Genomic DNA, 18,464 nt, shown 5'->3' on the forward strand with positions numbered 1-18,464 from the left:
TCCATTTACCGAATATCATATACACTTCTCAAGCGCAGGCCTTTTGGTTCTCCGCTCAGGATCCTGACACGCTTCTCCCCTGCGTTCATGTCAAAGTAATTATCTGACAGGAGCAGGTCTTCCGCTTTATTTTGTATCTCCACGCTCTTTGCATAAGCCTGTGCCCGAACGACGATCTCATCCCCTTCCACTCTGCAGGAAAGCCCGGGGTCTGCATAGGCAAAATACTTGGGAAGGGAGAAGATGACGGTCCCCTCGGACAGAATTTCACCGTTCTGCAGAATCTCATAACTTACATACCTGTCAAAAATCTGGATATGCGGGAATTCCACTTTATCCAGCCAGACACTGGACATAGCCGGAACGCAGACAAGTTCCTCATGGGAGGAAAAAATCTCCGCCTTCTGGTTCCGCACCGCCCATCTGACCAGGACCTGCTGTTCTTTTCTGGTCTCATTGGTCACATTCAGACGGATAGACTTTTCAAACTCAAAATGCTCCCGGTTCATATCCGGCTTCTGTGTAAGCCAGCCCTCCTCCTGGCAGGACACCATAATGGGCGCGAAGAAACGTTTTGCGTAATAATGCAGCGCCTTCCACCGTCCGGTGTAGTCAATGGAAGACCAGGAAGCCACAGGCCAGCAGTCATTTAGCTGCCAGTAGATGGCTCCCATGCATCTTCCCCTGTTTCTCCTGAAATGTTCCACGCCGTAGCGGATGGCCTCCGCCTGGAGAAGCTGTGAAGCATAGAGCACGGTTTCAAAAGAGGAGGGATAGCGGAATGTCTGCTGCATGTAATTCATGATCTTTCCGTTGGCACCTGCATTTCTCTGGTGCTTTTCCATCACATAGGAAAAAATATTAAAGTCATCCGGATCATCCGTAAATGTCTTGACCGTGCTCAGACAGGGGAAAGACTGGAATCCGAATTCTGACGCATAGCGGAAGAAATAATTTCTGTAATCCGAGAAAGGCTTGTTTCCGTGCCACACATCCCAGTAATGCACATCACCTCTGTTCGGGTCATTTGGTTCGTCAAAGGAACCGCCTGAGGAAGGGCTTGCCGGCCAGTAAAAGGTCACAGGGTCATACTCCCTCAGCACCTCCGGGATCACTCTCTCATACATGAGCAGATAATCCCTCACCTCAGAGTGCTTTGATACCCAGTTGCCCTCCTTTACAAACATCTCCATCTCATTGTTGCCGCACCACAGACCTAAGGAAGGGTGACGGCGGATACGTTTTATGTTGTCAGCCAGCTCTTTTCTCATATTCTCCTCAAAGGCAGGCGTCAGATCATAGACCGCACAGGCGAACATAAAGTCCTGCCATACCATAAGACCCAGTTCATCGCAGATATCGTAGAACCAGTCCTCAGGATAATACCCGCCACCCCACACACGAACGGCGTTGAAATTGGCTGCCCTGCAGTCCTTAAGCAGTTTTCTGGTCTTTGCCGAGGTAGTCCTGCCCAGCAGGTGATCCTCGGGGATATAGTCAGCGCCCATGGCAAATACCTGTACCCCGTTAACCTCATGGGCAAAGCTCTCCCCATATGCGTCCTTCTCCACATGCATGGTCATTGTGCGAAGACCGATGCGCTGTATCTTTTCATCCACTGCCGTATCCCCGCACATAAGCTCTGTCTTGACGGTATACAAGGGCTGTTCCCCAAGGCCGTTGGGCCACCAGAGTCTGGGATCTTCAATAACGATCTCCTCCGGGGAGCCGTCAAAGACACGTTTTGACTTATCGGGGTCCTCTATGGTGATCCGGTAGGAACAGCAGGAATCCTGTCCGTGGAGTTCCACGGGGTCTCCTGCCACCCGGTCCTTCACGATCCTTACATGCACCTGAGGCTTCAGTCTGACATATCCTGCCCGGTGCTCCTGGCGCAGATACACACTGTCAAGGCAGGCTTTCTGTATCCCCAGAAGGGATACCGGGCGGAAGATACCTGCATCCGGCAAGTGAGCACCCCAGTCCCAGCCGAACATACAGTGCGCTTTCCGAATGTGCACAAAACCGTCCATGGCGTCCTCAGACCCTCTTGTGGGCGCCTCCGCAAATTTTTCCCTGATGTACGCAAGCGGTGAGTGGAAAAGTATCCGCAGGGAGTTTCCCTTTTCATGGAGAAGATGCCGCACGGAAAATTCCCAGGTCCGGTGCATATTGTCTGTTCTGCCTATATATTCATGATTCACATAGATGTCCGCAATGGTATCCAGCCCCTCAAAGCGCAGCAAAACGCTGTCACAGGAGAGAAGGTCCGTCCCACAGGCGAATATGGTCTCATATTCATAGTCGTTTTCCATCAGTGCCAGAGCTTTATTCTCATTGTCCTTCCAAAATGGATCCTCCATATTGCCGTTTCTCAAAAGATCCGTGTATACGGTTCCGGGTACCTGTGCCGGCTGCCAGTCGTCCCACCCCGCGGTATGCATTTCCCAGTTTTCATGAAGATTCTGTTTTATCATTTTGCTGCTTTCCCCTTTTCAGACTTCTTATTCTTCACTGCCGTCAAGCAGAAGATGACTATATTCCGGATGTTTTGCAAACCAGTCCACAGCATAAGAACATGTTGGAAGCACTTTTTTTCCGCTCTCATCCAGATACTGTGCCGCTGCCTGCATAAGCTTTCCCGCAATCCCCTGTCCGCGCAGAGATTCATCTACAAAGGTATGGTTGATATTCACCGTGTTTTTGTTTACAGCGGGAAATGTGACTTCTGCCAGTATTTTCCCCTCTTCATTGTAATAGGCGATTTTTGATTTTTCCTTCGTAAATTCCATAATCATTCTCCTCTTCACTTTTTTATTTCATAAAAGCCGGCTTAACCGGCTTTTATATTCCTACTTTTCTGCTGCTGCAAGCGCTTTTGTTTTCCACTTTCCTCTCCTGTAGAAAAACCAGGTGACAATGGCACCCAGTACCCAGGATACCAAGAGAGAGATAAAGATACACTCACTGCGGCCGTTGGGAAGTTCCGGTGTTCTGGTGGCCCAGGATATCCCGTAAGCCAGAGGCACACGAATCAGGACTGTGGTAATGATGGAGATCCACATAGGCGTCATGGTATCACCTGCTCCCCTCATGACTCCGGAAAGACTCTGGGTCACAGCCATGGCTATGTATCCCACTGCCAGTATGCACATCATGCGCATACTCAGATCCACAAGCTCAGAGGTGCCGGTAAAGATACCCATCAGATTCCTGCCGAACAGCAGGATGAGGACCGTGATCACAGCGGATGTGCCTGCCGCGATCATGGTGCCCTGTCTGGCTCCCTGTTCCACCCGGTCGTAGCTGTTTGCCCCCACATTCTGACCCGCATAAGTGGTCATGGTGGTGCCGAAGGAAAAGTTCGGCATCATGGCAAAGCCGTCCACACGCATAACGATCACATTGGCTGCTATGAGCATTTCCCCGAAGCTGTTGGTAAGGGACTGCACAATGACCATGGCCATGGAAAAAATAGCCTGGGTAAGCCCGGAGGGAAGTCCCAGACGGATAATATTCACGGCATGGTTCTTTTTCATCTTCAGATAGTGGAGTCTGAAATCAAAGACATCCTTCATGCGGGTCAGTTTCCACATGCAGAGGACTGCCGATACTGCCTGCGCAATGGCTGTGGCAAGGGCAACCCCCGGCACGCCCAGGCCCAGGCCGGCTACAAACCACAGATCCAGGATAATATTCAGCACCGTCGCCACAAGCAGATATATAAGGGCCGATACGGAATCTCCCAGACCCCTGAGGATTCCGCTCAGAATATTGTAGTAAGCCACACCTGCAATGCCGATGAACAAAATTCTCAGATAGGAATTACACCAGTCAATGATCGTATCCGGCGTATGCAGAAGCTCCAGCATAGGCATGATCACAAAGGGTGCCAGCGCCATGATAATGACTGAGGCAATGGCGGTCAGGGTGATACAGCTTCCTATGGTGCCGGAGAGTTCCTCCCTCTCCTTTGCCCCGAAATACTGGGAAACCATAACACTGCTTCCCACGGAAATACCGATAAATAAAACAAGCAGCAGGTTTAAGATCGGTCCGGCACTGCCCACCGCTGCCAGGGCATTGTCTCCCACATACCGTCCCACAATAATACTGTCCACCGTGTTGTAGAGCTGCTGCGCGATATTACCGATAACAAGCGGCACAGTAAAAGCCACGATCTTCTCCCACGGTCTACCCTCTGTCATATCCACAGGGGCGAATAATTTCTTCAGTTGTCCTCCCATAATACGTTTACCTTCTTCTGTCACATTTTTCTCATACATATTCAGCTCCGCTGAATATGATATATACTTATCCTACTATAAAAAGACAGCCCGGTCAAAATGTATTTTTCTTTGACCGGGTGTTTTTTTCCGCTGTCCGCAGGTGCTGCGGCAAAAAGAGCAAATAGAAAGGCGGAAACGGCTCATCTCCTTCCGTTTCCGCCTATCCCCTTGGGGTTAAATCACCACAATGATTCCGCCGTCATTGGCATACATACTGCTGACGCCTGCGGTATCTAAAAGAACTACATCCTTTACCGGAATCCGTTTTACAATGGCGTCCTTCACGATCTCCGCCCGCTCCCAGCAGTTGCAGTGTGAGATGCCCAGTATTCTGTCCGCACTGTTCTCTGAGCGCTCCACAATATAATCCACCATTTTCATAAGGGCCTTGTTGATGCCTCTCGCTTGGTCAAGCTGTATGATCGTGCCCTCCGGGGTCGCTCCCATGACAGGCTTGATCTTCAGGGCCGTGGCCACAAATGCCTTCAGATTACTTAATCGTCCGTTCTTTCGCAGAGTTTCAAGGCTCTCCAGCACAAAATAGGTGTTCTGGCTCTCAATATAAGCCTCTACCTCCCGGACAATATCCTCAAATTCCATATTTTTACTCTCACACTCTTCAATCTTCAGAGCGATCAGGGTCTCGCCCACAGAAGCTGAGCGGGAATTGAATACATGGATCTTTTTCTCAGGACTGCTCTCCAAAAGCAGATTTCTGCCGAGTACGGCACTGTTATAGGAGCCGCTCAGTTCTGAGGAAAGCGTCACTGCATACACATGGTCTGCCTCACAGTCATAGGCTTCCATATATCTCTCCGGGGAGGGACATGAGGATTTGGGACAGTTCGGTGATTCTGCCACTCTTTTTAAGAAATATGCCTGATCAAAGCTCTCATCATCCACAATATCTTCTTCGTCGACAGTAAGGGTCAGGGATGCCCGTTCAATGGCCGGGTCTTCTTTCCAACGTTCTATTAATTCTCCGCAGCTGTCTATTACTATTTTATATCTCATCTTGCAACCTCTTATATGTAGTTTTTAATACTATGTTTTATGATAACACAAAACCATGCTGTTGAAAAGGGCTTTTTTCATGAAAGTACTTTGATTTTTCCCGTTTTTCGTATATACTATTCATTAGACTAATGACAGGAAGAGGAAATAATATCATGATAGCTTTACAGGTACAGGATGTAAAAGACTTTATGTCCCGTCTGCTTATCGGAACCGACTTCGATGCCTTCTGGCTGTGTGAGGCCAATGTGACCACCTTTGTCACTTACCATATTGACGGTTCCCTCCACAAGGAGTTCTTTGATTCAGAACAGGCGGAAATGCTCGCCCGGACAGAGCGCACCTTCTCAACGTGGAAGGAAATAAAACCCTTCTGCTTCTCCATCATGAAAGGAAAACATACCCCGCTGCACTTTAAAATTGTATTTCAGCTCTCCCGGCAGAATGTGGAAAAACTGCTTGTGGGAAGCGGACTTTCCCAGACACCGGCAGATGTCTTCGGCCTGTATCTGAACCTGCAGTACGACGGCAGTCATGTGACCTGCACAACAGGTACATCCCTGAGAACCTTTACCATGGACAAGTCCCTGGACCGGGTGTGGGATGAAATGGTGACCAAATTTTTCAAGCAGCAGCAGATTCCTGTGCTGCTTGTCTGATTTTATATTGATAATAGTTTATGTGAAAGAAGGAAAAGTATGCAAAATTATGAAAAAAATGACTTCAAACAGGAATGGATGGAAAATCTGTCCCTGTTTGCCCGCGAGATGGATTACCCCCGGGAAGTTGCCGCCTCTCTTGCGCAGTCTCTGGAGCAGGTCTTTAAAAATAGAGAAGTTCTCCATATACTCACTGCTGCTGACCGGACATACAGTGAAAACATCCATATGGACTACGAAAAAATCCTGGAAGAATTAAAGGATGTCTCCCCGCGCTGCGGCATCCACACATATACCCTCCACATGCTCTTCTATATTATCCTGTCACGCAAAACCAGGAAAATCTACGAAGAACGCGGCATTGCGCCGGAAATCTTCCGTGCCTCCATGATGGACCTGCACTGGAAGCTTCTGGAATGCAGAAAAATGTTCGGCATATGGGGCACCAGCGTAGCGCAGTGGCAGATCTGGTGGTTTGAGGTCAGACGTTTTGCGCTTGGGCGTTTCCAGTATGAGCTGGTGCCCTTTCGGGAAACCTACGAAAAAGACGGCGTATCCCTGCATCCCGGTGACCTTGTCATCAACGTGCACATCCCGTCCTGCGGCCCCTTAAAAAGGGAGGAATACATGAAGTCCTACGCCATGGCCGCAGACTTCTTCCGTGATTCCTTCAAGGACAGGCCCATTGTGTTCCTGTGCGAATCCTGGATGCTCTTTCCGGAACACAGGCTGTTCCTTCCGAAGACTTCCAATATTCTGGGATTTATGCAGGATTATGACATTTTCAGAGAGGAGTATAACAACGGGGATCTGTGGAGAATCTTTTATGAGGACTACGAAAAACCGGCTGACAAGCTTCCTGGTAACACAGGACTCCAGAGAGCTTACCGCTCCTGGTTAATGGAAGGACACATGGCCGGAATGGGATTCGGCGTTTTTATATATGATAAAAGAGTGACAGGAGAAGAATTATGATACAGGATATTGCACCGCATATTTACCACAACGAATATCTGCCCCACCATCCTCAAAAGGACAGTGTGCTGCTCTGTTACGATAAAGATCGGATATTCATGAATGTCACAGACGGAGAAATCACATTCCCCACTTATGCAGAGGCGGAAGCCGTATATCCGGCTGTCAGAGACATGTGGACATATCTTTTCACCATAGATGAGACTGCATATTACCTTATATCCCGGCTCCCCTTTGAGGAGATGCCGGACTATGCCTTTGAAAAGACCTACAGCCTGCGCACCTTAAGCCCCCGTCATCTTATCTTTGCAGGTATTACCGGACACCAGCTCTACAAATGGTATAAAGGGCGCCGCTTCTGCGGATCCTGCGGCCGTAAGATGAAGCCGGATAAAAAAGAACGTATGATGTACTGCCCCCACTGCCAAACTATGGAGTATCCAAAGCTCTCCCCCGCGGTCATTGTTGCCGTGAGAAACGGGGATAAGCTGCTGCTCTCCAAATACGCAGGACGTGAATTTACCAACTATGCCCTTATTGCCGGATTTGCGGAGATCGGAGAGCCTATAGAAGACACGGTGAGACGAGAAGTCATGGAGGAGGTAGGCTTAAAGGTCAAAAATATCCGCTTTTACAAAAGCCAGCCATGGTCTTTCAGTGATACTCTGCTCTTCGGCTTCTTCTGTGATCTAGACGGTGACGACACCATCCGGCTGGACGAGGAGGAGCTGGCCCTGGCAGAATGGCACGAGCGTTCCCAGATACCTGATGACGCATATGAAATCAGTCTCACCAGGGAGATGATGACGCTGTTTAAAAACGGACTTGATGACAAATTGTCACTGTAATGTCATTTTCCCCTGCTATACTGTGTTTCCATAAGGAGGATACACAACTATGGAAATACTATCTTGTAAAAATCTTACGAAAATTTACGGCGCAGGGCCAAACGCGGTCACTGCCCTGGATCATGTCACTCTCTCCGTGGAAAGCGGAGAATTCGTAGCCATTGTAGGCGCTTCCGGTTCCGGAAAATCCACGCTTCTGCATCTTCTGGGAGGCGTGGACCGCCCTACAGAAGGCGAGATCCGTATTGAGGACACAGACATTTCCACCCTGAATGAGGAGGCACTCGCCGCCTTCAGGCGCCGGAAAGTCGGTCTGATCTATCAGTTTTATAATCTGATTCCCACTCTCACCATCCGGAAAAATATACTTCTGCCTGTTCTTCTGGACGGACGCAGGCCTGACCGGGAAAGATTTGACCAGATCGTCACGACTCTGGGTCTTACCGACCGGCTGGAACACCTTCCCGGGGAACTCTCCGGGGGACAGCAGCAGCGGGCTGCCATTGCCAGAAGCCTGATCTGCCGCCCTGCCATTTTGCTGGCAGATGAACCCACCGGCAACTTAGACCGGAAAAATTCCCGGGAAACCATGGATCTTCTGAAGCTGTCACACCGCAGGTTCGGACAGACCGTTCTTCTGATCACACACGATGAAAAGCTGGCACTGGAGGCTGACCGAATCCTGACCATGGAGGACGGCAGGGTAATCAAAGACCAGGTGAACCCATCATGAAGATTCTGAGAGAATATACCCTGGATTTTATCCGTCAGAACAAGCGCACAAGCTGTGCCATTATGATTGCCCTTTATCTGACCAGCACCTTCCTGGCCTCCCTCTGCGGCTTTTTGGAGACCATGTGGAAGGACACCATCACCCTCACCGTGTACAAATCCGGTGACTGGCACGGGGAACTGTTCGGGGAGACCTTCGGCCGGGATCTGCCTCTGATCAGGGATTACTCCACGGTGGAATCCCTGTTGATAAAAGGCGAATTTATCACGGCGAAGATCGAGGACCCCAGAAGAGAATATCTGTCCTTCCGCTGTGCCAATGCCCCATACTGGGAGCATATGTCTGATAAAAATGAGCTGACCGAAGGCCGCATTCCCAGAGCGTCCGATGAGATTGTCATCTCAAAACAGTATTTTGAGAACAATCCCCAGCTCAAAGTCGGGGATAGAATAACGCTTCCCATCGGGGATCGGGTAAAGGACGGTACAGTTCTGGAAGCCACAGAGCCGCTTCGCAGCGGGGAGAGTTTTTCCCAAAAAGGGGAACGCACCTTTACGATCGTGGGCATACTGGATGTCACAACAGCATCCACGGTCCCTATGTATTATGCTATGGGTTATATGGAGGAGGAAGAGATAAAACCGGAGGAGTCCGTCACAGTCTATCTGCGCTTTCATTCCATACACGACACCTACAGGGACCTTCCCAAGATAGCGGAACTGATCGGATGGGAAACAGATGAATACGGAAATTATAACCTGAAATACAATGCCGACTATCTGTCACAGCACTTTGTGTTTCCCAAAGGACAGCTTAGTTTTGACAGTACCATGCAGATGCTGGCCTATCCCCTGATGTATCTGTTTCTGGCAGCACTGGTTGTGGGCCTTTTTATCCTCATCATACACAACGCCTTTTCCCTGTCCGCCAATTCCCGGATCACCCAGTTGGGCGTTCTGGCAAGCATCGGCGCCTCGCCCCGTCAGATTCGGCGGTCCGTCATCTGGGAGGGCCTGCTCCTCATGCTTCTGCCTCTGCCGGCCGGCCTTGCTACCGGATGGTTTCTGGACAGCCGGCTCATCCGGTATATTAACTCCATTAACAACTCCGCACGCCAGGAGGGGATGAAGGTAATTTTCTCCTACGGGCTTTTGAGCATACTGCCCGCTGTGCTCCTCACCTTCCTGACGGTCTGGTTTTCAGCCGGAATACCCGCCAAACGGATCGCACGCCTCACGCCTATAGAAGCCATACGGCAGGGTGGTATGGGAAATATAAAAAAGACACGTTCCAGGCATCTTCTGTCCCGGTTCTTCGGTATTGAGGGGGAGATGGCATCCAGTGCACTTTCCGCCCGGAAGAGATCCTACCGGACAGCCACGATTTCCCTGACTCTGTCTTTTCTTCTGCTGGCCTGCTTCTGGCATCTGAATGCCTTAAGGAGCGCCCAAACGGACGCAGCCGTCCAAAAGGATGAGGCTTCAAAAGCCCATATTGAATATTACCTGGATAACGGGCAGGCTCCGGAACAGGAGATACTCTATGACTTAAAAAAGCTTCCCCATGTAAAGGACGCTGTCTTTTATTCTTCCTTAAAATCCGCCCTGTGGATGACCGCAGACATGGAGTCCGAGGAACTGAAGCGCGCAGGAGGCATGGAAGCTGTAACAGATGCAGGAAAATATTATCCCATCAAAAGAGACGGGCAGTACCGGATCCAAAGTTACATTATGGGACTGGATGATGCGTCTTTCCGTGCATACTGCTCTCTGCTTGGCATTGACCCGGCACCTTATTTTGACACTGCGGACCCACGTGCTATTGTGTACAACCGGACTGCTGACAAGATAAACGGAAAGCCCTCCCACACAGAGGACATAGATTTTCTGAAACTTCAGGAGGGAGATACCCTGACCTTATCCGATAAGATCCTGGATGAGGAGGAGGGCGAATCCACTTTCCGTATAAAAGCCGGACATATTACAGACAAAACGCCCCTTCCCGGCGTAGAATTTCCGGGATATACCCTGATCCAGTTTGTGCCCATGAGCTCCATGGATGCCCTGGCTGAAAACTGCAGGGAAAAACGGCGGCTTGGTTCCTATCACGCCATTGGCCTTTTCTACGCTGACAGCAGAAAGCATATTGAGGGAATCCGTAAGAATATGGAAGCGTTCAGTGACAAGTATTATGGTTCCGGTGACTATTATATCTCCGACATTCTGGAGGAAGAGAAACTTGACCGGGATGCCAATAAGATGTACAGTGCTGTTATCTTCTTCATTTCCGGCCTGATGGCTGTCATTGGCCTGTCCAATGTGTGGGCAACGGTATCCGGGACCTTAAAAAGCCGCAGAAGGGAGCTTTCCACCCTGCGCTCCGTAGGGCTTTCCCCGCGGGCCCTGTCCCGTATCCTGTCACTGGAGGCTTTGCTTTTCGGTCTGACACCGATTCTTGTAAGCCTTCCCGTGCAGGTGCTCTTTGTAGCCTTCTTCCTGAACGTATCCGGGCTTCCTGTCAGCATCTATCTGGCGCACGCGCCGTTTTTAAAGATTCTTGCTTACACGGTCCTGCTGCTGGTTGTCATGCTGGGCACATACGCTCTGGGCAGCAGAAAATTACTGAAGGAAAATATCATCGACGCGCTGAAGGATGAGACGTTCTAACGGGAATCTGTATAGAACCGCACGGTAAAACAGGCGCCTCCGTCCTGCCCGTTGTCCGCCCGCAAAGTTCCGTTCTGGCGCTCGATCAGGGATTTTGACAGCGCAAGGCCAATGCCGATGCTGTCCCTGCCGGCGTTTTTCCCCCGGTAGAACCGCTGGAAAAGATGGGGGATATCCTCCTCATCAAATCCCGGGCCGTTATCTGCCACCAGAATCTCCGTATAGAGGGGGTTCTGGTGGTATTTTATTGTGATGCTCCCGCCCTCTTCTGCGTGCTCACTGCAGTTCTTAATCAGATTGGACAGAGCTTCGGCTGTCCAGTGTCTGTCCCCCTTAAAACAGGCCTGTATCTGCTGTGGAATGCTGAGCGTCTGTTCCCGCGCTCTGATCTGCGGCTCCAGCGGCTCACAGGCTTCAATGATGACGGACGCAGCATCCAGGTTTTCCTGCTCCAGTTCCAGTGTTCCCGCATCCAGTCTGGACAGGGTGAGAAGGCTGGCAACCAGATACTCCATCCGAAAAATCTGATCCTCCAGCCGGTCCAGATACACCTTTGTCCCCTGTATCTCCCCTTCCTGCTGCAGAAGCTGTACCATCAAGGACATGGAGGTAATGGGTGTCTTTAACTGGTGGGCAATATCCGCCAGATTATCCGCCAGGTTCTGCCGCTCCTGACAGGCCTCTTCCTTGGTCCTGCGAAGTTCCCGGACAGTCTTATATATCTCATCCTCCAGTATGGAAAATTCATCTTCCCTGCGGGACAACACGGTCTCACGGCCCTGGTTTACATCCTCCAGATATGCGGTGAGCTCCTCAATACGCTGCCCTTTCCCCTTCTCCGACCTTTTATACCAGCATAACCAGACTGCGAAGATCCCCAGAAAGCACAGACAAGAAATCCCCAGATACACCGGAAGCAGACCTCTTCTGTAATAAGCAGCCGTGTATCCGTATCTGTCCAGCCACTCCCTGCCCTCCCGGGATACGGAGGCGGTACTGCTTTCCTTTAATATAGCCGTCACTTTGCCGGCAAGCTCCGGCTCCTCCTTTATAGTGCAGGACATAATCTGTTCCACAGTCTTTCTCTGCATACCGGAGGAAACCGCCGCGAAGACCGTTCCAAGAAGCAGTCCCAGGCAGACTGCCGCGGCCAGCACTGCCGGTACGGTTCTCTTTTTTTCTCTTCTATCCATTCTCCCCTGTCTCCTCCATCCGATAGCCAATCCCCCGAAGGGTCTGAATCTGTTTTGGGTTATTCATTTTCTCCCGAAGGCGTTTCATGGTGACCGTAAGGGTATTGTCATTGACAAAATTTCCATCCGCATCCCACAGAAGTTCCAGCAGACGGTTCCTGGTTATCGCCTGGTTTTTATTTTCCATAAGCACACGCAGCAGGCGCAGCTCACCGGCTGTGAGAACCACTTCCTCTGTCCCCAGATAAGCTTTCATCTTCTCCGTATCCATGGAAATGTCACCACAGGTAAGTTTTCCCTTCTCCGCTGCCCTGGTGCTCCTTCTTAAGACAGCCCGAACTCTGGATAAGAGAACAGACAGCAGAAACGGCTTCACAATATAGTCATCCGCTCCCATATCCAGCCCTTTCACAATATCCTTCTCGTCATCGCGCACAGTCAGGAAGATCACAGGAAGGGTTTCATCAAAGGCCTTAACCTGACTGCAGAAAGCAAATCCGCTGCCATCCGGCAGGTTCAGGTCCAGAAGCACTAACTCCACTCTTCCGTCCAGACAGGCTTCTGCCTCCTTTAATGTCCTGCACCAGACCGTGGTGCTTCCCTCCTTCTCCATTGCGCACCGGATTCCGAAGGCAATGGTCTCATCATCCTCAAGCAGTAATATATGGGGCATGGTTTTTCTCCTTTATCAAAAATAAAACAAATCCTCGAATTTCTTATCAAGAGCAATACATAATATCAGCGCCAGCTTTGCTGTTGGGTTAAACTGTCCCGTCTCAATGGAGCTGATGGTGTTTCTGGATACCCCCACCATCTCTGCCAGTTGGTTCTGGGACAGCTTTTTCTCTGTCCTGGCTTCCTTTAAACGGTTTCTTAAAATCAGATTCTCTTCCATCCGCACACCTGTTTTCTATATAATTTCACTGATATAGCCGATAAACAGTGCCGCCCCGGTGAGCAGGGAAAGAATACCTAAAAACAACTCTCCTTTTTTATGCAGCTTCACCCCATTATACAGACGGGAGATCCCCATACCCGCAAAAAAGATGCAGTACACGTCACTCCATGGCTGTCCTGCCACAATCTTTGTGATCATCAGCGCCAGTGATGCCAGAAGAATGACCATGAGTGCCAAAGTAAACCCTTTCTGGGAGACCTGCAGCTCCCACTCATCCATAGACCCTTTTCTGCTCTTCTGTACTCTCTCCAGAACTTCTTCTTTCTCCATTATGATACCTTCCTCTCTCTGCCAAGTTTTCTTGTCACTCTCAGTATATCATGCCAAGTTTTCTTGTCAATACCTTTTGCCAAGTTTTCTTTGCATCCTTTCAGGGATCGCGAGGCTGCCTGCCGAGAGTTCCTGATTCCCGCATAAAAGTGCAGTCATCTGCGGCCCTCTTCCAATGGAACAAAGAGTCCGGCTTGCCGGACTCTCGCGCCGAAGCGCGGCCGTTTGCGGCCCTTTTCCAGTGCAAAAAAATACAGACGGAAAAGAATACTCTCTCTTCCGTCTGCACTGTCTGTTAAATTGCTGCGATTCTTTTATTTGGCAAGCATCATCATAATCTCATTGCTGCGTGCCACAAATTTTGTCATCTCTTCCGGAGTGAGCTGTCTGTGGCTCAGCACAGCCAAGTCATAGAGCTGCTCGCAGATGACTTTTGTATTGTCTGTGTCCCCGTTCTCCAGAACATACTGTACCAGCTTGTTGTTGGCATTCAGTATCAGTGTCTCCTGTCCGCCGAACATGGACGGGTCCATGCCGTACATGTTATACATCTTCATCATTTCCTGCATACGGCGGCTTTCCTCTGAAACGGTCATCATGGAAGAAACGTTCTCATTTTTCAGTTTCTCCACCTTGACTGTCAGGTTCTCTTTATTCAACACTTTCTTGAACAGCTCGGAGAGTGTCTTTGTCTCCTCCTCAAGTGCTGCCGCGTCCTCCTCTTTTACGGATTCATTTATATCCGCATCAATGCGCAGGAATCTTACATTCTCCTTAAGCTGCTCTACATGGGAGATAAACGGAGAGTCAATATTGTGCTTCATGATAACAGCATCCTGACCCTGTTCCCTGAACATATTAATGTACTGGCTCTGCTGTACCTCGTCGGTCACATAGTAAACATTGGTCTTCTCAGGCTCTTTTTCCTCTTCGTCTTTCTTGTCTCCCTCAGCGCCTTCTTCTTTTGTCTCCTCAACCGTGGTCTCTTCTGCCTCTTTTGCATCTTCCGGTTTTTCATTCTCTTTGATGCAGTCTTCCAGAGTCAAATATTTGCCGTCAATATTCTTGTACAGGATGTAGTCCATCATTCTCTCAGAGAACTTGGTGTCTTTTAAGCAGCCGAATTTGATGAACGGGCTGATATCATCCCAGTATTTTTCATAGTTTTCTCTGTCTGTCTTGCACATGCCGGACAGTTTATCAGCCACCTTCTTGCTGATATAATCAGAGATTTTCTTTACAAATCCGTCATTCTGCAGCGCACTTCTGGATACGTTCAGAGGCAGATCCGGGCAGTCGATGACACCCTTTAACAGCATCAGAAACTCAGGAATGACTTCTTTGATATTATCCGCAATGAATACCTGATTGTTGTACAGTTTGATGGTTCCCTCAATGGATTCGTACTCCATATTGATTTTCGGGAAGTACAGGATACCTTTCAGATTGAAGGGGTAATCCATATTCAGGTGGATCCAGAACAGCGGCTCCTTGTAATCCATGAATACTTTCCTGTAGAAGTCCTTATACTCCTCATCGGTGCACTCATTGGGATGTTTTGTCCAAAGCGGATGGGTATCACTGAGAGATACCGGGCGCTTATTGATCTTAACTTTATCCCGGGCAGGAGATACCTCAACGATCTCTTTCTCGCCGTTCTCGTTTTCCTTCTCCTCTGTCTTGGCCTCCTCGTGGATATGCTCAACCACCACGTCGTCATCTCTTAAATCAGCCTCGTCGATGGTCTCATATTCCTGCTCTGCGTTAGCTTTTGACAGGAAAATTTCAACAGGCATGAAGGAACAGTATTTTTCAATGATTTCCCTTGCACGGTATTCATTGGCAAACTCCAGAGCGTCCTCATTGAGGAACAGGGTGATCTCTGTACCGACTTTGGTACGATTTCCCTCACCGATCTCATATTCCGTGCCGCCGTCACATTCCCAGTGTACCGGTACGGCATCTTCCTTGTAGGAAAGTGTATCGATATGAACCTCGTCCGCTACCATGAAAGCGGAGTAGAATCCCAGACCGAAATGTCCGATGATCTGGTCTTCGTTTGTCTTGTCCTTATATTTCTCCAGGAACTCTGTTGCACCGGAAAATGCAATCTGAGTGATGTATTCTTCCACCTCATCAGCAGTCATACCAAGACCGGTATCAATGAACTTCAGTGTCTTCTCTTCCGGATTCACGATCACTTCAATCTTGTTCTTATGTCCTTCCGGGAATGTATACTCACCCATAACTTCCAGTTTTTTCAGTTTGGTGATGGCATCACATCCGTTGGAAATCATCTCACGGAAAAAAATGTCATGGTCAGAATACAACCATTTCTTGATGATCGGAAAAATATTGTCGCTATTAATTGATAAGGTACCACGCTTGTTAGCCATGATATGCATCTCCTTTGCCTTTTCTGTGTGATTTTATTTTTTATTGCAAAAAACCTTACTCCAGTTTTCTGCTGCTAAAAATAATATTAATACCAGGGGGAGGAAAAGTCAAGAGAAAATTAGCACTCAATCTAATTGAGTGCTAACAAATTTTTATTAAGATTATAAACAAATTATAAATTCAGATTCTTTAATCCCTGTTGTCTATTTTCTGTGCCACAATAAATATATTCGGCGGATTTCTGTGCAGGTTTACGATTTCCAGCACAAGAAATCCCTTTTTCTGTATTTTTCTCATAAGACCGATTGGTGTGTCAAAAGCCACATAGGGCATCAGATGTAGCTTGCTTTTCAAAAACTTTTTCACGGAATCCTTTGAAAAATTCCTGCCCAGGCAGTCTGTGGCAGAGATAAACACGCCGCCCGGCTTGAGAAGAGACCATATTTTTTCCAGGACTTCATCCCTGTCTGAGAGGTATAACAGCACATTGAACGCGGTGACCACATCAAAGCTTTCCGGTTCACCGCTGAAATTCATCAGGTCCGTATGACAAAAGGTAATATTCCGGCACTCTTCCTGTGCTGCCTTCTGCACTGCTTTTTCCATCATCTCCTCTGAGGTATCAATCGCCACGATCTCCTTCACCTTCTGCGAGATGGGAATGGTGGTGTTGCCCGTGCCGCATCCGAAATCCAGGACCTTTGCCTCCTCGTTCAGATACGGCAGTGTACGTTTCACTGTCTTTTTATATGCTTTTTTATAGACCTTCCATACCTGGTCATCGTAAACTCTGGACCTCCTGTTCCAGAAATATTCATTGTCTGATGGTCTTTTTGACATCTTATGTTTCCCCTTTCTGAAATTACTGCGGACTGCTGCCGCTGTATGAAACCTTATAAAAATCTGCGGAGCAGCCACTCTTTCCCCTCCGTGTAAGGCTGATAACGGATGGGCAGATCGATACGGTCTGACTTCTTCACCACGCTTTTTTTATGGCTGAAAGTATCAAAGCTTTCTCTTCCGTGATAGCTTCCCATGCCGCTGCCGCCCACACCGCCGAAGCCCATATGCGGAGTAGCCAGATGAATGATGGTGTCATTGATACAGCCTCCGCCAAAGGAGAGATTCCCAAGAACCTTCCGTTCGGTCTTCTTATCTCTGGTAAAAAGGTAGAGGGCCAAAGGCTTTTCCCTCTCTTTTACAAACTGAAGCGCTTCCTGTATCTCTTTAAACGTCAGCACAGGAAGCACAGGACCGAAGATTTCTTCCTGCATGACCGGCGATTTTTCCGTGATGCCTGTCAGTACCGTAGGCGCAATCTGCAGTCGTTTTTCGTCCCCATAACCGCCGATCTCAGCCTTTTCATCTCTCAGAAGCCCCATGACCCTATGGTAATGTTTCTCATTGATCATACGGGGATAATCCGGGTTTTTCAAAGGCGCCTCACCGAACATCTCCCTGATATAATGTCTGACATATACCAGAAATTCTTCTTTGGCCCCTTCCTGCACGAGCAGATAATCCGGTGCCACACAGGTCTGTCCGCTGTTCAAATATTTACCGAAGACCAGTCTTTTCGCCGCCATCTTCAGATTAGCTGTCCTGTCCACAATACAGGGGCTTTTGCCGCCCAGTTCCAAGGTCACCGGTGTCAGATAACGGGCCGCCTTTTCCATCACCAGCCTGCCCACTGTCACGCCTCCGGTGAAGAAAATATAATCAAACCGCTGCTCCAAAAGCTCCTGGTTCTCCGCCCGTCCGCCTTCCACCACACACACAAACTCCGGCGGAAATGCCTGGCGGATCATCTTCGCGATCACAGCCGATACATGCCCCGAGTAAGCAGAAGGTTTCAAAATGCAGCAGTTCCCGGCAGCAATGGCCCCGATCAGAGGATCCAGACAGAGCATAAAAGGATAATTCCACGGTGCCATGACCAGTACCACACCATAAGGCTCATGCGTCACAAAACTCCTTGCCGGAAACTGTGCCAGTGGTGTGTGGACAGTCTTATCCTTCATCCACGATCTCAGGTGTCGCTTCACAAAAGACAGCTCACTTAAAACCATCCCCACCTCTGTCATATAAGACTCAAAAGAAGACTTATGCAGATCCTGATACAGCGCATGCCGGATTTCTCCTTCATGCTTCTTTATACTCTTCTCCAGCCGTTCAAGTGCCCGGAGTCTGAAAGCCAAAGTCAGGGTACATCCCTTATCGAAAAATTTTCTCTGACACTGCACCAGTTTATCTATTTCCATATTCATTCCTCTTTTCTGCACTTTTTCCTTATTGTAATACATTTTTTCGAAAAGAACAAGGTATGCCGGCGTTACAGCCTTTCGGTTTCATAGCAGCAAAAGCAACGGTTCGGCTTGCCTTTACTGTTACGGAACATTAAGGAATGCCTATAATTTTAAGATGTTAAATTGAAATAATAGGTAAAGCAGAAAGAAAATTTA

General features: G+C 48.9%; 16 protein-coding genes. 5 read left to right on the forward strand and 11 right to left on the reverse strand.

Annotated features, from left to right (window positions below; translation table 11 throughout):
* Positions 1-5 precede the first annotated feature (5 nt).
* From LC508_RS07430 to LC508_RS07445, 4 genes are all read right to left on the reverse strand, one after another.
* Positions 6-2,477 (reverse strand): beta-mannosidase, encoded by a 2,472-nt coding sequence (locus tag LC508_RS07430; RefSeq protein ID WP_103731677.1) that lies wholly within the window; start codon positions 2,475-2,477, stop codon positions 6-8.
* Between the two features lie 27 nt (positions 2,478-2,504).
* Positions 2,505-2,792 carry a GNAT family N-acetyltransferase gene (locus LC508_RS07435; protein ID WP_054353369.1) on the reverse strand — a complete coding sequence of 96 codons (288 nt, stop codon included), beginning with the start codon at positions 2,790-2,792 and terminating at the stop codon, positions 2,505-2,507.
* A gap of 60 nt (positions 2,793-2,852) precedes the next feature.
* The gene (locus LC508_RS07440; RefSeq protein ID WP_225305338.1) at positions 2,853-4,286 is read right to left on the reverse strand and encodes an MATE family efflux transporter; all 1,434 of its coding nucleotides are present in this window, start codon (positions 4,284-4,286) and stop codon (positions 2,853-2,855) included.
* 177 nt (positions 4,287-4,463) lie between these two features.
* Positions 4,464-5,303, reverse strand: a complete 840-nt coding sequence (locus LC508_RS07445; protein WP_054353368.1) for a DegV family protein — start codon at positions 5,301-5,303, stop codon at positions 4,464-4,466.
* 155 nt (positions 5,304-5,458) lie between these two features.
* Here LC508_RS07445 and LC508_RS07450 point away from each other — a divergent pair, with 155 nt between their 5' ends.
* The 5 genes from LC508_RS07450 to LC508_RS07470 are packed head-to-tail and all read left to right on the forward strand — an operon-like array spanning position 5,459 to position 11,184.
* Positions 5,459-5,962: a DUF5721 family protein gene (locus tag LC508_RS07450; RefSeq protein ID WP_033139733.1), complete on the forward strand. Its 504-nt coding sequence runs from the start codon at positions 5,459-5,461 to the stop codon at positions 5,960-5,962.
* 39 nt (positions 5,963-6,001) lie between these two features.
* Entirely contained in the window at positions 6,002-6,937 is a 936-nt protein-coding gene (locus LC508_RS07455) for an acyltransferase domain-containing protein (RefSeq protein WP_118594056.1), read from the forward strand.
* Positions 6,934-7,785 (forward strand): NAD(+) diphosphatase, encoded by an 852-nt coding sequence (nudC, locus tag LC508_RS07460; protein WP_054353365.1) that lies wholly within the window; start codon positions 6,934-6,936, stop codon positions 7,783-7,785. Before LC508_RS07455 ends, nudC begins: the two co-directional genes overlap by 4 nt.
* Before the next feature lie 49 nt (positions 7,786-7,834).
* Positions 7,835-8,518 carry an ABC transporter ATP-binding protein gene (locus tag LC508_RS07465; protein ID WP_054353364.1) on the forward strand — a complete coding sequence of 228 codons (684 nt, stop codon included), beginning with the start codon at positions 7,835-7,837 and terminating at the stop codon, positions 8,516-8,518.
* The gene (locus tag LC508_RS07470) at positions 8,515-11,184 is read left to right on the forward strand and encodes an ABC transporter permease (RefSeq protein WP_103731679.1); all 2,670 of its coding nucleotides are present in this window, start codon (positions 8,515-8,517) and stop codon (positions 11,182-11,184) included. The genes LC508_RS07465 and LC508_RS07470 overlap by 4 nt, the downstream gene beginning before the upstream one ends.
* Here LC508_RS07470 and LC508_RS07475 read toward each other — a convergent pair.
* The 7 genes from LC508_RS07475 to LC508_RS07505 all read right to left on the reverse strand — a co-directional run bounded on the left by LC508_RS07475 (position 11,181) and on the right by LC508_RS07505 (position 18,263).
* Complete coding sequence (locus tag LC508_RS07475) at positions 11,181-12,377, reverse strand: sensor histidine kinase (RefSeq protein ID WP_225305339.1); 1,197 nt, start codon at positions 12,375-12,377, stop codon at positions 11,181-11,183. The genes LC508_RS07470 and LC508_RS07475 overlap by 4 nt on opposite strands.
* The gene (locus tag LC508_RS07480) at positions 12,370-13,050 is read right to left on the reverse strand and encodes a response regulator transcription factor (RefSeq protein ID WP_103731680.1); all 681 of its coding nucleotides are present in this window, start codon (positions 13,048-13,050) and stop codon (positions 12,370-12,372) included. Before LC508_RS07480 ends, LC508_RS07475 begins: the two co-directional genes overlap by 8 nt.
* A gap of 15 nt (positions 13,051-13,065) precedes the next feature.
* A complete protein-coding gene (locus LC508_RS07485; protein WP_054353358.1) occupies positions 13,066-13,272 on the reverse strand; it encodes a helix-turn-helix transcriptional regulator in 207 nt (68 codons plus the stop codon).
* A 15-nt stretch (positions 13,273-13,287) separates the two neighbouring features.
* Positions 13,288-13,605, reverse strand: coding sequence for a DUF6442 family protein (locus LC508_RS07490; RefSeq protein WP_054353357.1), 318 nt, complete (start codon positions 13,603-13,605; stop codon positions 13,288-13,290).
* Positions 13,606-13,919: 314 nt separating this feature from the next.
* Entirely contained in the window at positions 13,920-16,001 is a 2,082-nt protein-coding gene (gene htpG / locus LC508_RS07495) for a molecular chaperone HtpG (protein WP_033139742.1), read from the reverse strand.
* A gap of 190 nt (positions 16,002-16,191) precedes the next feature.
* A complete protein-coding gene (locus LC508_RS07500) occupies positions 16,192-16,842 on the reverse strand; it encodes a class I SAM-dependent methyltransferase (RefSeq protein ID WP_103733168.1) in 651 nt (216 codons plus the stop codon).
* 53 nt (positions 16,843-16,895) lie between these two features.
* The gene (locus tag LC508_RS07505) at positions 16,896-18,263 is read right to left on the reverse strand and encodes an aldehyde dehydrogenase (RefSeq protein ID WP_103733167.1); all 1,368 of its coding nucleotides are present in this window, start codon (positions 18,261-18,263) and stop codon (positions 16,896-16,898) included.
* Positions 18,264-18,464: the final 201 nt, after the last annotated feature.

The organism is Blautia parvula (assembly GCF_020215665.1).
GTDB classification, from domain to species: domain Bacteria; phylum Bacillota; class Clostridia; order Lachnospirales; family Lachnospiraceae; genus Blautia; species Blautia celeris.

What these genes read in the sequence shown, in the direction of transcription:
- LC508_RS07430 (WP_103731677.1), bottom strand. Translation starts at nt 2,477, where the DNA reads ATGATAAAACAGAATCTTCATGAAAACTGGGAAATGCATACCGCGGGG.
- LC508_RS07435 (WP_054353369.1), bottom strand. Translation starts at nt 2,792, where the DNA reads ATGGAATTTACGAAGGAAAAATCAAAAATCGCCTATTACAATGAAGAG.
- LC508_RS07440 (WP_225305338.1), bottom strand. Translation starts at nt 4,286, where the DNA reads ATGTATGAGAAAAATGTGACAGAAGAAGGTAAACGTATTATGGGAGGA.
- LC508_RS07445 (WP_054353368.1), bottom strand. Translation starts at nt 5,303, where the DNA reads ATGAGATATAAAATAGTAATAGACAGCTGCGGAGAATTAATAGAACGT.
- LC508_RS07450 (WP_033139733.1), top strand. Translation starts at nt 5,459, where the DNA reads ATGATAGCTTTACAGGTACAGGATGTAAAAGACTTTATGTCCCGTCTG.
- LC508_RS07455 (WP_118594056.1), top strand. Translation starts at nt 6,002, where the DNA reads ATGCAAAATTATGAAAAAAATGACTTCAAACAGGAATGGATGGAAAAT.
- nudC (WP_054353365.1), top strand. Translation starts at nt 6,934, where the DNA reads ATGATACAGGATATTGCACCGCATATTTACCACAACGAATATCTGCCC.
- LC508_RS07465 (WP_054353364.1), top strand. Translation starts at nt 7,835, where the DNA reads ATGGAAATACTATCTTGTAAAAATCTTACGAAAATTTACGGCGCAGGG.
- LC508_RS07470 (WP_103731679.1), top strand. Translation starts at nt 8,515, where the DNA reads ATGAAGATTCTGAGAGAATATACCCTGGATTTTATCCGTCAGAACAAG.
- LC508_RS07475 (WP_225305339.1), bottom strand. Translation starts at nt 12,377, where the DNA reads ATGGATAGAAGAGAAAAAAAGAGAACCGTACCGGCAGTGCTGGCCGCG.
- LC508_RS07480 (WP_103731680.1), bottom strand. Translation starts at nt 13,050, where the DNA reads ATGCCCCATATATTACTGCTTGAGGATGATGAGACCATTGCCTTCGGA.
- LC508_RS07485 (WP_054353358.1), bottom strand. Translation starts at nt 13,272, where the DNA reads ATGGAAGAGAATCTGATTTTAAGAAACCGTTTAAAGGAAGCCAGGACA.
- LC508_RS07490 (WP_054353357.1), bottom strand. Translation starts at nt 13,605, where the DNA reads ATGGAGAAAGAAGAAGTTCTGGAGAGAGTACAGAAGAGCAGAAAAGGG.
- htpG (WP_033139742.1), bottom strand. Translation starts at nt 16,001, where the DNA reads ATGGCTAACAAGCGTGGTACCTTATCAATTAATAGCGACAATATTTTT.
- LC508_RS07500 (WP_103733168.1), bottom strand. Translation starts at nt 16,842, where the DNA reads ATGTCAAAAAGACCATCAGACAATGAATATTTCTGGAACAGGAGGTCC.
- LC508_RS07505 (WP_103733167.1), bottom strand. Translation starts at nt 18,263, where the DNA reads ATGGAAATAGATAAACTGGTGCAGTGTCAGAGAAAATTTTTCGATAAG.